Consider the following 15,043-nt stretch of genomic DNA (forward strand, 5'->3'; position numbering starts at 1 on the left):
CAGACCTCCACGCGTGCGTTTCTCCATGGCGTGGAGGGACGAGGCGCCGGGCCCCGCGGTACCACCCTCCTTGACCTCCCCCGCGGATCTCCCAAAAGAAGATCTGCCGAAAAGAGGCCCTCTCTTTGTTCACCGCTGCCGGGTCTACTGGGCCGTGACCGTCGTACGGGCGCGGCCGTTCTTCCGGCGGCTCCGGGGTGATCTTCCCTCCGGGCCTCGCCCCGGGCTCGCACCGTCCCCGGGTCGCTCGTGCGAGGGGGCTCGGAGGTACTCGTCCCCATCAATGCCTTGCAAACTGAAACGATATCCCACGTTGGGGAAGGAGCCGACACGTTTATGAGGCTGGCCATCAGGGTGCGGCCGGGCGCCGCCCGCGAGTCCGTCGGCGGCGCCTACGGCGAGGAGGCGGTCGTGGTCAAGGTCAACGCCCAGGCGGTGGACGGCAGGGCCACCGAGGCGGCGCTGCGCGCGGTCGCGGACGCCTTCGGCGTGCGGCGGGCGGAGGTACGTCTCGTAACCGGAGCGACAAGCAGGGACAAGGTCGTGGAGATAACCGGTAACGACCAGGAATTGACCGAAAGGGCTGCGGCGTTACGGATGGCGTAAACGGTCGGCGCGTCGTTTGTTCTTCGGATATGGCCGACCTATGCTTCCCGCACTGCTCAACAGGTGGATCGGCGAGGAGGCCTCGATGGCCGGTGTGACGCGGGCGGAGAAGACCGCCACGGAGACGAGCGGGGCGGCCGGCTGGACCGAGGGGGAACTCTCCGAGGTCCGAGGGCGCCTGCTCGGAGAGATCGACGAGCTGAACGCGGAGGTGGCGAGGTCGGAGTCGCAGATCGCCTCGGGCGACATCAGCGACAGCGCCGGAGACGACCAGGCCGATGCGGGGGCCAAGACCTATGAGCGGGAACGCGAGATCGCCCTTACCCTGAATGCGCGCGATCTAATCGCGCAGAACGAGCGGGCGATCGTCCGCATCGACGCAGGAACATACGGAGTGTGCGAATCGTGCCACAAGCCGATCGGCAAGGAGCGGCTGCAGGCGTTCCCGAGGGCGACGCTGTGCGTGTCGTGCAAGCAGCGGGAGGAACGCCGCTGAACGCCTCGCCGGACGTGCCCCCCTCGCCCGAGGCCCCCGAGCCCCCCGAGGCCCCCGAGCCTTCAGAGCGCGCCGAGGGGCGCGATGCGCCGCGCGGGCGGCGCATCGGCGCGCTGGCGGCCCTCGCGGTGCTGGTCTACGTTCTGGACCTGCTCAGCAAGACCATCGTGGTCGACGTGCTGGAGGGTCGTGAGCCGGTCCGCGTGATCGCCGGGGTGCTGCAGCTGCGGGTGATCCGCAACTCCGGCGCCGCCTTCAGCATCGGCACCGGCATGACGATCATCTTCACGGTCATCGCGGCCGTCGTCGTCGTCGCGATCCTGCGCACGGCCCGGCAACTGCGCAGCGTCCCGTGGGCGATCACCCTGGGCCTGCTGCTCGGCGGGGCCCTGGGCAACCTCACCGACCGCCTCTTCCGCTACCCCGCGCCCTTCCAGGGGCACGTCGTCGACTGGATCGAGGTCTTCCCGGTCACCCGCTTCCCCGTGTTCAACATCGCCGACTCGGCGATCGTGTGCGGCGGCATCCTGGCGGTGTTCCTCGCCTGGCGGGGCTACCAGATCGACGGATCGCGCGCCGGTGACGAGCGCCCCGCCCCGTCCGGCGGCGGTGGCGGCGCTGACGGCACTGCCGGCGGTGGCGGCGACGCGGAGGGCGGCGCCCGTGGGTGAGCAGCGCAGTCTCCCCGTCCCCGACGGCCTGGAGGGCGAGCGCCTGGACGCCGCTCTCGCCCGGCTGTTCGGTTTCTCCCGCACCCGCGCCGCCGAGCTGATCGCCGCGGGCGACGTGCAGGTCGACGGCGCCGCCGCGGCCAAGTCCGACCGCGTGCACGCCGGCGCGTGGCTGGAGGTCGTGATCCCGCCGCCGCCCGGCCAGCCGGTGCCGGTGGCCGAGCCCGTCCCGGGCATGGGCATCCTGTACGAGGACGACGACATCGTGGTGATCGACAAGCCGATCGGGGTGGCGGCGCACCCGACGGTCGGCTGGACCGGCCCGACCGTCCTCGGCGGCCTGCTCGGCGCCGGGCACCGGGTGGCCACCAGCGGCGCGGCCGAGCGCCAGGGCATCGTCCACCGCCTGGACGCCAACACCACCGGCGTCATGGTGGTGGCCAAGAGCGAGGTGGCCTACTCCCGGCTCAAGCGCGCCTTCAAGGAGCGCACGGTCGAGAAGCACTACCACGCGCTGGTGCAGGGCCACCCCGACCCGCTGCGCGGCACCATCGACGCCCCCATCGACCGGCACCCGGCCGGGGACGGCCGGTTCGCCGTCGTCGCCGGTGGCAAGCCGTCGATCACCCACTACGACACGATCGAGGCGTTCCGGGCGGCGTCGCTGCTCGACATCAAGCTGGAGACCGGCCGCACCCACCAGATCAGGGTGCACATGTCGGCCACCCGCCACCCGTGCGTGGGCGATCTCGCCTACGGCGCCGATCCCACGCTGGCGGCGCGGCTGGGCGTCACCCGCCAGTGGCTGCACGCCGTCTCGCTGTCGTTCGACCACCCGACGGGCGGCGAGCGGGTGACCTTCACCAGCGGCTATCCCGAAGAGCTGTCCCGCGCGCTGGACGCCGTCCGCGCCGAGTCCTGACCACGGCCGGGCCATCGGGCATCGTCCGGTCCGCCGGGTGATCACGGCCGGGCCGCCGGGCGCCGTCCGGTCCGCCGGGTGATCACGGTCAGGCCGCCGGGCCGCCGTCCGGGCTCACCTGCCCGACAGGGGGCCTCCGTCGACGTAGGAGGCGTCGTCGCCGCTGGTCTGGCCCTGGTCGTTGGTGACGTCGCCCTCGCCGCCGCCCCCGCCGTCCTGGCCGTCGCCGCGCGGTTCGTCGCCGCCCTCACCGGGCGGCACGGGGTCGTTCTCGCCCTTGTCGCTCTGGGTCTTGGTGGGCTTGGGCTTCGGGGTCGGCTTGGCGGAGGGCTTGGGCTTGGGCGTCGGCTTGTCCTCGCCGCCCTTGGTCCGGTCCGGCGTCGGCCGCCCCTGGCCGGTGCGGGCCGCCGAGGAGACCGGCGCGTGGACGCTGGGCCGCCCGCCGCGCGAGGGCGTGTAGCCGTCCTGGCCCGAGCGCCGGGTGACCGGCTCGGCGGTCGGGGTGACCGACACCGTGACCCGCACGGTCGGGGAGACCTCCGGCGTCGAGGTGCCCGCCGAGCGGGCGGTCACCCAGGCCAGCCCGCCGGCCACCAGGCCGACCGACAGGATCAGCGAGGTGAGCCCGGCGAGCGCGATGCCGCGCCCGCCTCCCGGCCTGGCCTGCGGCGGCACCGACGCCGGGTCGGTGATCGGGGCGGCGGCCAGTCGTTCCCTGGTCGGGCTCGACGCCTGGGCCGGCACCGGGGCCGGCGGCTGCACGGGCAGGGCCGGCGTGGTCGGCTCGGGCTGGATGCCGGCGGCGACCATCCGCAGGTAGTGCTCGGCCTCGGCGGCGGTGAGCCGCTCTGCCGGGTCCTTGCGCAGCAGGCCGTTCAGCACGGGGCCGAGCGGGCCGGCCAGCCGCATCGGCTCGGGCGGGTCGTGCATGACCGCGCCGAGCGTGGCCAGCGGATTGCCGCGCTGGAACGGCGAACGCCCCTCCACAGCGACGTACAGCGTGACGCCGAGGGACCACAGGTCCGAGGACCGGGTCGCCTGGCCGCCCGCGGCCCGTTCGGGCGCGATAAACGCCGGGGTGCCGATGAGCGTGCCGGTCCGGGTGACCGGGGAGTCGTCCTCCAGGGTCGCGATGCCGAAGTCGGTGAGCACTGCCCGGCCGCCGTGCTTGGCCAGCAGGACGTTGTCGGGCTTGACGTCCCGGTGCAGCACCCCGGCGTGGTGGGCGGCGCGCAGCGCGGCCAGCACCTCCAGGCCGATCTCGGCCACGCGCACCGGGTGGAGCGGTCCCTGGTCGCGGACGACGGCGCCGAGCGTGTCGGAGTCCACGAGCTGGAGCACGATCCAGGGGTGGCCGTTCTCCTCGAACACGTCGTAGACGGTGGCGACGCCGGGGTGGCTGACCCGTCCGGCGGCGCGCGCCTCCCGGAAGGTTCTCGTCGCGAAGATCTCGCGTTCAGGACCGGTGAGCTCCGGTGGCGCGATCAGCTCCTTGACGGCTGTTTCGCGGCCGAGAATCTCGTCATGGGCCCGCCAGACGGTGCCCATTCCACCTCGGCCGATGGGTTCCAGCAGACGGTATCGGCCTGCCACGACTCGGTCTGTGACCTGGGAGGAATCCGGCATGTTGGGCTGGCTACCCCAAAATTTCGGTCACATGCACTCGTAGTCAGGACGGCCGGAAACTTTTCACGAACATCTCGAAAAGGGGACGATCTCTCTTCCAGGTCGCGTCGGTCGTGTGCCAGTAGATCGTGTACTGCCGGCCGTCCGCCGTGGCGAAGGCGCGGTCGAGCACGTGCGCCCGCCCGGACGACATCGTCCAGGTGAACTCCCAGTCGGCGGCCGGCCGGCCCCGGTAGGTCAGGGCGCGCAGCGACAGCAGGCGGTAGCCGGGCAGGCGGTTCCTGGCCACGGCCTGCTCCTCCACCTCCCGCAGCGCCGTCAGCGGGTCGGCGGCCGTCCACGGGGTCGTGTCGACCAGCAGGAAGCCGCGCGAGCCGGGCATGCGGAAGTGCACGCGGGTCTTGTCCCGGCCGAACTCCGACCAGCGCTCGGGGAGGGCGACGCTGAAGCCCAGCGCGTCGGTGTGCGGACGCCAGCCCTCCGGCAGGACGATGCCCGCTTCCGAGGGGCTCGGGCTCGGGCGCGACGGGCTCGCGCTCGGGGTCGCGCTCGGGCTTGACGGGGAGGACGAGGGCGCCGCCGCCGAGGACGTCCGCGCCGGTGTGGGGGAGGAGGCGGCCGCCGAGCCCGCGACCTGCCGGTAGCCGTACCAGCCGCCCAGGCCGACGGCGACGGCCAGCACCGGGACGCCCACGAGCACGGCTGCCCGGGACCTCGGCCGGCGGGAGGGCCCGCCGGTCCCGGCCGCCGGCCCCTCGAAGGTGGACCACTGGGCATGGGCGGCGCCGGGCATCGTCCCGCCCTGGAACGGCGGCACGGCCCCCGGTCCAGGACCGTGCCCGGTCTGCCACCCGGGACCCTGTCCGGTCTGCCACCCGGGACCCTGCCCCGCCCGCCACGCGGCACCCTGTCCGGCGGCGACGCGGCGCAGGGCTTCGGCGGCCTCGGCGGCGGACAGGCGCGCGCCCGGCTCCTTGCGGAGCAGCCCGGCGATCACCGGGACCAGCGGCCCGGCCAGCCGGGGCGGCTCAGGCTCGTCGTTCAGCACCGCCGCCATCGTCGGCACAGGCGCCCCACGGTCGAACGGCGGGCGGCCCTCCACGGCGGCGTACAGCGTCGCACCCAGGGACCACAGGTCGGACTCGGGCACGGCGGGCCGGCCCTGCAGCCGCTCGGGCGGGATGAACGCGGGGGTGCCCGACAGGCCGCCGGTCGTGGTCAGCGCGGTCTCCTCGGGCATGGTGGCGATGCCGAAGTCGGTCAGCACCACCCTGCCGCCCTCGGTGAGCAGGACGTTCTCGGGCTTGACGTCCCGGTGGAGCACCCCTGCGGCGTGCGCGGCGCGCAGCGCGTCGAGCACCTGCCCGCCGATGTCGGCCACCGTCCGCGGCTCCAGCGGGCCCGCGGACCTGAGCACCTCGCCCAGCGAGCGCGACCGCACGAGCTGCATGACGATCCAGGGACGGCCGTCCTCCTCGATGACGTCGTGGACGACGACCACCGACGGGTGGTCCAGCCGGCCGGCCGCCCGCGCCTCGCGGATCGTGCGCCGGTTGAAGGCGGCGCGGTCCTCCTCGCTCATCGCGCGGTAGAGGACCTCCTTGACCGCGACCGGGCGGTCGAGCAGCTCGTCGTGGGCCCGCCACACCACGCCCATGCCGCCGCGCCCGATCGGCTCCAGCAGACGGTATCTGCCGGCGACCCGGCGTTGCGTCTCAGCGGTCACCTCGCCCCGCCCTCCCTTCCCGGCCACCGCATCGTCCCATAACCGGACGCGTGCGGGCACCGGACCGCCGCCCGGCGGACGTCGAACCACCGCTCCCGGTCGGCGGCCGACGACCGTCCCGGCGCCGACCACTCTCCCGGCGCCGACGGCCGACCACCGCCGGACGTCCGGCGGGCACCGGAGCGGCGACCCGCGGGCGGGGGAGCCGCTGCCACCCGATGGTGTCTCGGGTGGGCTACTTGGCGGGCTTGAAGGTGGCGGCGAGGGTGTCGAAGAGCTTCTTCTTCGCCTTCCAGTCCTTGTCCTCGGTCTTGAACAGCAGCGCGTAGCCGTTGTGCTTGTCGGTGACGAAGCCGCGGTCGATCACGCGTGACCGGAAGCGGCTGTCGCCGAAGGTGAACTCCCAGTCGGCCGCGGTCTTCCAGTAGCCCTTGACCTCCCTGATGGCGACCAGCCGGTAGCCGGGGAAGTTGCGGCTCATGCCCGGCACGTCGCGCCGCCAGACCTTCAGGGCGTCGGACTCGGGGCTCCCGGTGTGGTGGACCTCCAGGTAGGTGTGGGAGTCCCCGCGGAAACGCACCTCCCCGTTGCCCCGGCCGTCCACGTGCCACCCCTTGGGGATGGCGAGGGAGAACCCGCTGGAGTGCTTGTACTTGTGCCACCCCTTGGGGACGCCCGCCGGACTGGAGGAGGTCGGTTTGGGGGAGGACGTCGGCTCGGCCGTCTCGCTCGGCGAGGACGACGGCGAGGAGGACGCGTCCCCGGACGGCGCCGGGGACGCCCCGGAGGACGGCGGGGCCGTCCCTCCGGCGCCCGTGGGGTCGCTCGAAGCGGCCGAGGAGTGCCCGCCGGACGCCGCCGCGCCGTCCGAAGGGGGGTCGGAGGCCTCGCGCGCGCCCAGCCACATGGCCACGCCGGCCACGATGAGCAGGGCCGGGATGGCGACCAGGACGACGCGCAGGAGCGGCACCGGCCGCCGGGGGCCGCCGGAGCCGTCCTCGTCCGGCGCCATGGGGACCACCGGCGGGGCGATCGAGGTGGCGCCGTGGCCGGTCATGTCGTCATAGGCCGACGGGGCCGGGCCCTCGTAGGAGGCGGCCAAGGCCTCGGAGGAGGCCGCGGCGGGGGAGGCGGACGAGCCGCCGTAGGGGCGTTTGCGCGTCTCGGGCCGGGTGTGCGCGTCGGTGCCGCGCGCGCCTGGTCGTCTCGGGACGTTCGTCGGACGCTGCGGCTCACCGGCCCCGGCGGAGGCCGCGGGCTCGGCGGACCGCTCCACGGGACTTGCGGGCCTGACCGGCTGGACGGGCGCGTTGACCGGCCGCCCGGCGGTTCTGCCCTCCGGGCGGGACGGGGCCGTGGACCGCGGGCCGGCCGGCCCGGGGAGGTCGGCCTCCGCGGACCCGGCGGCCTGTTCCCGCTCCGCCGCGCTCCTGCCAGCGTCCGCGAGGCGGTCTTCACGCTCGGCTTCGTTCTCGCCGCTTTCGAGGTCCCGTCGCCGGGCCTCGTCGTCGTCCGTGAGGCTCCGGTCCCGCTCCGCGTCGCCGGTCGAAGGGGTGCCGGCGGTCCGCGTGGACGCGGGGACACCGGCCTCCTGGTCGCCGGCCCCCGCGGACCCGGCGTCCGGCGCGGCCTGCGCGCCCTCTCCGGCCGTCCGAGGCGTCCGAGGCTCTCCGGTCGTACGCGGTTGTGCGGTCTTTCCCGCGGCGCCCGCCGCCGCGAGCCCGGCCGCCGCGGCGGCCTTCCCGGCCGCCTTGCCCGCGGCCGGCGCCTCGGCCCCTCCGGGGGCCTCACCGGGGGAAGGCTCGGCGGAGGGGGCCTGCTTGAGCGACTGGACCTTCTCCAGCGCCCCGGCCCGGTCGCCGGACCCGGCTTCCGCGCCCGTCCGCGGCGCGGCCTGCTCGGGCTGTCCCGCGGGGCGGCGGGCCGGCTTGGGCTGCTTGCGCGGCGGGCTGGTGGGGGGAGTGGGCAGCGGCGTCGCCGGCAGCGTCCGCTGGGAGGTGGTGGGGACGCTGGAGCGGTCCTCGGCGATGCTGCGCAGCATGCGTTCGGCCTGGTCGACGCTCAGGCGGCTGTCGGGGTCCTTCTCCAGCAGCCCGGACAGGACGGCGCCGAGGCGGCCGGCGCGCAGCGCGGGCTCGGGCTCGTCGTTGAGCACGGCGTGCATCGTGGCCATCGCCATGCCCTTGTCGTGCGGCGGGCGGCCCTCGACCGCCGCGTACAGCGTCGCGCCGAGCGACCACAGGTCGGACTCGCGCTGGGCGGGGTAGCCGCGCAGGCGTTCGGGGGCGATGAACGCGGGCGTGCCGACCAGACCCGTGCGGGTCATCGTCGTGTCGGTCTCCATGCGCGCGATGCCGAAGTCGGTGAGCACCACCCGGCCGTCGTCGGTGAGCAGCACGTTCTCGGGCTTGACGTCGCGGTGCAGCACGCCGGCCGCGTGCGCGCTGCGCAGCGCCTCCAGCACCTGCAGGCCGATCTCGGCGACCATGCGCACCGGCAGCGGCCCGTCGTCGCGCAGCACCTGGCCGAGCGAGCGCGAGTCGACCAGCTGCATGACGATCCAGGGGCGGCCGTTCTCCTCGATGACGTCGTGGACCACCACGACGTTCGGATGCGCGAGCCGGCCCGCGGCCCGCGCCTCTCTCAGCGTGCGGCGGTTGAGCTCGGCGACCTCGTCGTCCTGAGGGTCACCGGGATAGCGGACCTCCTTGACGGCGACGGCCCGGTCGAGCAGCTCGTCGTGCGCCCGCCATACGATGCCCATGCCGCCACGGCCGATCGGCTCCAGTAGCTGGTAGCGGTCGGCCACGCGGCGTCCCTGTCGCCGTTCGCCCGGCCGTGCTTCCGACATCACCCGCCGCTACCCCCTTTCAGGCGAATGAATCGTCCCATAGAGGTGCGCACGTGCAAACGCGGCGCCGCTCGATCAGTCCGCCATGTGAGACGCGGCGTCCAGCAAATGGCGCATCTCTGTTACCCTTGAGGCCGTGACTTGCTATTTCGTGGTCTTCGGCCCGGCTCCGGGAGGGCCGGTCGCCGTCACGATCTAGCGACAACCGGAGCCGGCAGAGGCGGAGACGAGCGGTCTTCGTCCTTTCGTCATTCAACGACCCCGCCGGCTCGCGGGTGACGCGGCCGGCGCCCACCACAGGGAGCCGACATGTCATCGACCGGGCGACCGGGTCCGCAGGCCGTACAGATCGGGAGCCTCACCGTGGGCGCGGGGCCGGCCGTGGTGCTGGGCGGCGACCCCGCCTCCGGGACGGGCGCCGACGGGCGCTGGGTGCGACCCGGCGCCGGGCGCGCCGCCGAGGCGCTGGCGCGGGCCAGATCCGACTGGGACGGGCCGCTGCTCGCCGAGCCGGCGTCCCATGACGACCTTCCCGCCCTCGCCGCGCACGCCGACGGGGCGGTGCTCGCCGCTCCGTCGTGGTCGCGCGACCCCGGCTTCGCCCAGGCCGTGTGCGCGCTCGCCCTGCCCGTCGTGCTGACCCGCACCGCGGGCACTCCGCTGGAGGAGTGGCTGGAGGCCGCCGGCCGGTGCGCCGGGGCGGGGGCGCGCGGCGTGGTGCTGTGCGAGGACGGCGACCCCGGCGACGGCCTCGCCGCCGACCTGGCCGCGGCGCTCGTGGCCGGTGAGCGCTCGGGCCTGCCCGTGATCGCCGCTCCCGGTGGCGACGCGGGCCTCGCGGCGGCGGTCGTGGCCGCGGGGGCGGACGGACTGTGGCTCGGGCCGCAGGCCCCGGCGGCGGTGGTGGCGGCGGCGCGCGAGGCGGTGACCGTGGTCGGCGCTCTGGTACGCGACGAGAACCCCGCCACGGTGGCGGCGGCGCGCGAGGCCATCGACCGGGTGGACGCGGCCCTCGCCGTCCTGCTGGAGCGCCGCGCCGGCCTGGCGGGCACCATCCAGCGGCTCAAGCCGGTCGGCGGCTTCGCCGGGCGCGACATGGACCGCGAGCGCCGCCTGGTCGCCGCGATGGCCCGCCGCGCCCCGCGGCTCGGCGAGGAACTGCTCGCGCCGGTCATGAACGCCGTCATCGAGGCCGGGCTGCACCTGGCCGAGCGAGAGCGGGCCGAGACGGCTCGGCCCGCCGGGGACGCGGCGCCGGCCGCGACGGGCGGAGGGCCGCCGGCGACGGTCCGGACGGGCGGGGCGCCGGGCGGCGACACGCGGGAGAATGGAGGCGAACACGCGCCCGACGGCGTCCAGGGCGGCTCCCAAGGCGCCTCCGACCAGGGCGACCTGCGTGATCGCGCGGCCGTGCGGGCCCTGGCCGCTCCGGTGCCGGATCACGATTGAGACCGGCGGGCCCCGTGTGCCACGAGAGGCGCCCGGCACGGCGTAGGCTCTCATCCGCCGCACCGGATCGAGGGGAGAGGGACGGCCCGCATGGCTGAATCGTTTGTGCATCTGCACGTTCACACCGAGTACTCCATGCTCGACGGAGCGGCGCGGTTGAAGCAGATGTTCAAACAGGTCGGCGATCTCGAGATGCCCGCCATCGCGATCACCGACCACGGCAACATGCACGGCGCCTACGACTTCTACAAGCAGGCGACCGGGGCCGGCATCAAGCCCATCATCGGCATCGAGGCCTACGTCGCCCCCGCCTCCCGCCACCAGAAGAAGCCCGTGCTGTGGGGCGAGCCGCACCAGAAGCGCGACGACGTGTCGGCGGGCGGCTACTACACCCACATGACGATCTGGGCGCGCAACGCCACGGGCCTGGGCAACCTGATGAAGCTCTCCTCGCGCGCCTACACCGAGGGCTTCGTGCGCAAGTGGGCCCGCATGGACGCCGAGCTGCTCGCCGAGCACGCCGACGGCCTGATGGCCACCACCGGCTGCCCCTCGGGCGAGGTGCAGACCCGCCTGCGCCTGGGCCAGTACGACGAGGCGCTCGCGGCCGCCGCCCGCTACCAGGAGCTGTTCGGCAAGGACAACTACTACCTGGAGATCATGGACCACGGCCTCGACATCGAGCGCCGGGTCCGCGACGGGCTCACCAGGATCTCCGCCGAGCTGGGCATCCCGCCGCTGGTGACCAACGACTCCCACTACACCTACGAGTCCGACTCCACCTCCCACGACGCGCTGCTGTGCATCCAGACCGGCAAGCAGCTGTCCGACCCCGACCGGTTCCGCTTCGACGGCAGCGGCTACTACATCAAGACCGCCGACGAGATGCGCGCGGTCGACTCCTCCGACCTGTGGGCCGAGGGCTGCCGCAACACGCTGCTGGTCGCCGAGAAGGTCGACCCGGCCGGCATGTTCACCTTCAAGAACCTCATGCCGACCTTCCCCATCCCCGAAGGCCACACCGAGGAGAGCTGGTTCCGCGAGGAGATCGAGCGCGGCATGCGGCGCCGGTTCCCCGAGGGGGTGGACGAGGAGCACCAGCGGCAGATCGAGTTCGAGATGAGCGTCATCCTGCAGATGGGGTTCCCCTCCTACTTCCTCGTCGTCGCCGACTTCATCATGTGGGCCAAGAACAACGGCATCCGGGTCGGCCCCGGCCGAGGCTCGGCCGCCGGGTCGCTGGCGGCGTACGCGCTCGGCATCACCGACCTCGACCCGCTGCCGCACGGCCTGATCTTCGAGCGGTTCCTCAACCCCGACCGCGTGTCCATGCCCGACGTCGACATCGACTTCGACGAACGCCGGCGGGCCGACGTCATCCGGTACGTCACCGAGAAGTACGGCGCCGACAAGGTCGCGATGATCGCCACCTTCGGCACCATCAAGGCGAAAGCGGCCATCAAGGACGCCGCCCGCGTCCTCGGCTACCCCTACGCGCTCGGCGACAAGGTCTCCAAGGCGTTCCCGCCCGCGGTGATGGGCAAGGACATCCCGCTGTCGGGCATCTTCGACAAAGATCACCCGCGTTACAACGAGGCCGGCGAGCTGCGCAAGCTGTACGAGGAGGACGTCGACGTCAAGGCGGCGATGGACCTCGGCCGGGGCCTGGAGGGGCTGATCCGGCAGACCGGCGTGCACGCCGCGGGCGTCATCATGTCCTCGGACGTGCTCACCGACTACATCCCGATCATGCGCCGCGACTCCGACGGCGTGATCATCACGCAGTTCGACTACCCGACCTGCGAGACGCTCGGCCTGCTCAAGATGGACTTCCTGGGCCTGCGCAACCTCACGATCATCGACGACTGCCTGAAGATGATCGAGGCCAACACCGGCAACATGATCGACCTGCTGAAGCTGCCGCTGGACGATCCCAGGACCTACGAACTGCTCGGCCGGGGCGACACCCTCGGGGTGTTCCAGCTCGACGGCGGCGGCATGCGCTCACTGCTGCGGCTGATGAAGCCCGACAACTTCGAGGACATCTCCGCCGTCGGCGCGCTCTACCGGCCGGGGCCGATGGGCGCCAACTCCCACACCAACTACGCGCTGCGCAAGAACGGCCAGCAGGAGATCACCCCCATCCACGAGGAGTTCCGCGAGTCGCTGGCGGAGATCCTCGGCACGACCCACGGCCTGATCGTGTACCAGGAGCAGGTCATGGCCATCGCGCAGAAGGTCGCCGGGTTCTCGCTCGGCAAGGCCGACCTGCTGCGCCGCGCGATGGGCAAGAAGAAGAAGGCCGAGCTGGACAAGCAGTTCGCGTCCTTCGAGCAGGGCATGAAGGACAACGGCTACTCCGCCGCGGCCATCAAGACCCTGTGGGACATCCTGGTCCCCTTCTCCGACTACGCCTTCAACAAGGCCCACAGCGCCGCCTACGGGCTGGTGTCCTACTGGACCGCCTACCTCAAGGCGAACTATCCGGCCGAGTACATGGCCGGGCTGCTCACCTCGGTCAAGGACGACAAGGACAAGTCGGCGCTCTACCTCAACGAGTGCCGCCGCATGGGCATCAAGGTGCTGCCGCCGGACGTCAACGACTCCGACTTCGACTTCACCCCGCGCGGCACCGACATCCGCTTCGGCCTGTCGGCCATCCGCAACGTCGGCGGCAACGTCGTCGACGGCATCATCGGCGCGCGCAAGGAGAAGGGCCGCTTCGGCGACTTCAAGGACTTCCTGCGCAAGGTGCCGGCGCTGGTCTGCAACAAGCGGGTCATCGAGTCGCTGATCAAGGCGGGGGCGTTCGACTCGCTCGGCCACGTGCGCAAGGGCCTGGTCATGGTGCACGAGCAGGCCGTCGACGCCATCATCGACATCAAGAAGAACGAGGCCATCGGCCAGGACAGCCTGTTCGGGGCGATCGACGGGGCCGAGGACCAGACCTTCGACGTGCAGATCCCGGCGGGGGAGTGGGACAAGTCCACGCTGCTGGTGTTCGAGCGCGAGATGCTCGGCCTGTACGTCTCCGACCATCCGCTGTTCGGCGTCGAGCACATCCTGTCCTCCGGCGCCGACTGCTCGGTGGCGGCGCTGCAGTCCGACGACCGTCCTGACGGGCAGGTCATCACGGTGGGCGGCATCCTCACCGGCCTGCAGCGCAAGGTCACCAAGAAGGGCGACACCTGGGTGCTCACCACCCTGGAGGACCTCGAGGGCGCCATCGAGGTCATGATCTTCCCCTCGGCCTACCAGCTGTGCGCCACCGTGCTGGCCGAGGACGCCATCGTCTTCGTCAAGGGCCGGCTCGACAAGCGGGAGGACGTCGCCAAGATCGTGGCGATGGAGGTCACCGCCCCCGACCTGTCGCAGGAGGCCGGCGGCCCGCTGGTCGTCAGCATGCCGGTGACCCGGTGCACGCCTCCGGTGATCGGCCGCCTCAAGGAGGTCCTGTCCACCCACCGCGGCACCACCGAGGTCCACCTGCAACTGCACAGCGGCTCCAAGACCACCGTGATGCGCCTGGACGACCGCCTGAGGGTGGCCACCTCGCCCGCCCTGATGGGCGACCTCAAGCAACTCCTCGGCCCCGCCTGCCTCGGCGTCTGACCCCTCTCCCGTGGCCCCGCGACCCCATCAAGGCCGGGATGACGGCCCGGTCAGGCGGGTGCGGCCGACGCGGCGGCGCGCAGGGCGGCGCCGACGTCGCCGGTGATGGGGTCGCCGTGACCGACGCAGGCGAGGGTCGCCTCCAGCCCGGCGAGGGCGCGGAAGGACTCCATCGCCCGCTCGCGGTCGGTGTTGAAGACGCCGGGCATCACGGTTCCGACGTTCGCCACGGTGTCGCCGGTGAACAGGACTCCGGGCCCGGGCAGGTGGAGGGCGATGCTGCCGTCCGTGTGCCCAGGTATCGCGATGACCCGCGCGCCGCCGCCGAAGTCGAGGACGTCGCCGTCCACGAGTTCGCGGTCCACCGGGCAGGGCGGGGCGGCAGGCAGGTCGTCGACGCCGAGGCGTTCCCACAGGTCGCGCTCCCAGCCGGTCAGGTCGGGCGACGGCCGCGGGACCTCGCCGCGCACGATGGGCGCGTCGTCGCGGTGCGCCATGACGATGGCACCGTTCCACGCCCTGACCTCGGCCGCCGCGCCGTAGTGGTCGTTGTGGCCGTGCGTCAGGACGACGCGGTCGATGTCGCTCTCACGCAGGCCGAGCGTCCCGAGCGCCTCCGCGATGTGCGAGCCGCTTCCGGCGATCCCCGTGTCGACGAGGGTCACCGAGCCGGCGTCACGCCACAGGTACGCCTGTCCGAACGGCAGGACGAGCATGTGCAGCTCAGGGCGAAGCTGGATGATCGGCATGCCCGTACCGTAGGCCGCGCGCGTCCGAGACGGTCGCGGATCCGCTCATGGCGCACCCACCAACGGCGAATCCACTCATAGCGGAAAGATCGCCGGGGTGCGGCATGGCGCGTCGATCGGCCCCTACGACCTGATCACCATGGCCGGCGACGAGGGGTACACCCGGCGCGAGGGCGATCCGGCCCCCGGGGGGACGGCCGGCCCGGTGATCGTGGGGGGGTTCAGCGGGTCCAGGTCCATTTCTGGTTGGTGCCGCCGTGGCAGGTGTAGAGCTGGATGGTGGTGCCGTTGGCGGTGCCCTGTCCGGTGGCGTCCAGGCACAGTCCGGACTGCAC

10 protein-coding genes and 1 pseudogene are annotated in these 15,043 nt (G+C 73.0%); 6 read left to right on the forward strand and 5 right to left on the reverse strand.

The genetic code is table 11. The features are described 5' to 3' along the window. Window positions 1-336 precede the first annotated feature (336 nt). The 4 genes from ABZT47_RS31815 (at window position 337) to ABZT47_RS31830 (ending at window position 2,695) form a co-directional block, all read left to right on the forward strand. The gene (locus tag ABZT47_RS31815; RefSeq protein WP_354850345.1) at window positions 337-606 is read left to right on the forward strand and encodes a DUF167 domain-containing protein; all 270 of its coding nucleotides are present in this window, start codon (window positions 337-339) and stop codon (window positions 604-606) included. Window positions 607-691: 85 nt separating this feature from the next. Further along, window positions 692-1,102, forward strand: coding sequence for a TraR/DksA C4-type zinc finger protein (locus tag ABZT47_RS31820; RefSeq protein WP_354850388.1), 411 nt, complete (start codon window positions 692-694; stop codon window positions 1,100-1,102). Then, on the forward strand, window positions 1,066-1,773 hold the full coding sequence (gene lspA / locus ABZT47_RS31825) for a signal peptidase II (protein WP_354850348.1): 708 nt from the start codon (window positions 1,066-1,068) through the stop codon (window positions 1,771-1,773). The genes ABZT47_RS31820 and lspA overlap by 37 nt, the downstream gene beginning before the upstream one ends. Beyond that, window positions 1,766-2,695 carry an RluA family pseudouridine synthase gene (locus ABZT47_RS31830; RefSeq protein WP_354850350.1) on the forward strand — a complete coding sequence of 310 codons (930 nt, stop codon included), beginning with the start codon at window positions 1,766-1,768 and terminating at the stop codon, window positions 2,693-2,695. Before lspA ends, ABZT47_RS31830 begins: the two co-directional genes overlap by 8 nt. A gap of 114 nt (window positions 2,696-2,809) precedes the next feature. On the opposite strand, the gene ABZT47_RS31835 is transcribed toward ABZT47_RS31830, so the two are convergent. The 3 genes from ABZT47_RS31835 to ABZT47_RS31845 all read right to left on the reverse strand — a co-directional run bounded on the left by ABZT47_RS31835 (window position 2,810) and on the right by ABZT47_RS31845 (window position 8,898). Further along, on the reverse strand, window positions 2,810-4,321 hold the full coding sequence (locus ABZT47_RS31835) for a serine/threonine-protein kinase (RefSeq protein WP_354850353.1): 1,512 nt from the start codon (window positions 4,319-4,321) through the stop codon (window positions 2,810-2,812). 43 nt (window positions 4,322-4,364) lie between these two features. Beyond that, the gene (locus ABZT47_RS31840; protein ID WP_354850356.1) at window positions 4,365-6,047 is read right to left on the reverse strand and encodes a protein kinase; all 1,683 of its coding nucleotides are present in this window, start codon (window positions 6,045-6,047) and stop codon (window positions 4,365-4,367) included. A 235-nt stretch (window positions 6,048-6,282) separates the two neighbouring features. Continuing rightward, complete coding sequence (locus ABZT47_RS31845) at window positions 6,283-8,898, reverse strand: protein kinase (protein WP_354850359.1); 2,616 nt, start codon at window positions 8,896-8,898, stop codon at window positions 6,283-6,285. Between the two features lie 930 nt (window positions 8,899-9,828). Here ABZT47_RS31845 and ABZT47_RS31850 point away from each other — a divergent pair. Further along, window positions 9,829-10,122, forward strand: a pseudogene (locus ABZT47_RS31850) (chorismate mutase); the annotation flags it as partial. A gap of 315 nt (window positions 10,123-10,437) precedes the next feature. Continuing rightward, window positions 10,438-13,959 carry a DNA polymerase III subunit alpha gene (gene dnaE / locus ABZT47_RS31855; protein WP_354850362.1) on the forward strand — a complete coding sequence of 1,174 codons (3,522 nt, stop codon included), beginning with the start codon at window positions 10,438-10,440 and terminating at the stop codon, window positions 13,957-13,959. Window positions 13,960-14,009: 50 nt separating this feature from the next. Here the strand turns inward: dnaE and ABZT47_RS31860 are convergent, their stop codons facing one another. Further along, window positions 14,010-14,708, reverse strand: coding sequence for an MBL fold metallo-hydrolase (locus tag ABZT47_RS31860; RefSeq protein WP_354850365.1), 699 nt, complete (start codon window positions 14,706-14,708; stop codon window positions 14,010-14,012). 221 nt (window positions 14,709-14,929) lie between these two features. Continuing rightward, window positions 14,930-15,043, reverse strand: a complete 114-nt coding sequence (locus ABZT47_RS31865) for an RICIN domain-containing protein (RefSeq protein ID WP_354850390.1) — start codon at window positions 15,041-15,043, stop codon at window positions 14,930-14,932.

The organism is Sphaerisporangium sp. NPDC005289, assembly GCF_040607455.1.
GTDB lineage: Bacteria > Actinomycetota > Actinomycetes > Streptosporangiales > Streptosporangiaceae > Sphaerisporangium > Sphaerisporangium rhizosphaerae.

Bases quoted from the DNA above. Each gene is read 5' to 3' on its own strand.
- ABZT47_RS31815 (WP_354850345.1), top strand. From the start codon at position 337: ATGAGGCTGGCCATCAGGGTGCGGCCGGGCGCCGCCCGCGAGTCCGTC.
- ABZT47_RS31820 (WP_354850388.1), top strand. From the start codon at position 692: ATGGCCGGTGTGACGCGGGCGGAGAAGACCGCCACGGAGACGAGCGGG.
- ABZT47_RS31835 (WP_354850353.1), bottom strand. From the start codon at position 4,321: ATGCCGGATTCCTCCCAGGTCACAGACCGAGTCGTGGCAGGCCGATAC.
- ABZT47_RS31845 (WP_354850359.1), bottom strand. From the start codon at position 8,898: ATGTCGGAAGCACGGCCGGGCGAACGGCGACAGGGACGCCGCGTGGCC.
- dnaE (WP_354850362.1), top strand. From the start codon at position 10,438: ATGGCTGAATCGTTTGTGCATCTGCACGTTCACACCGAGTACTCCATG.
- ABZT47_RS31860 (WP_354850365.1), bottom strand. From the start codon at position 14,708: ATGCCGATCATCCAGCTTCGCCCTGAGCTGCACATGCTCGTCCTGCCG.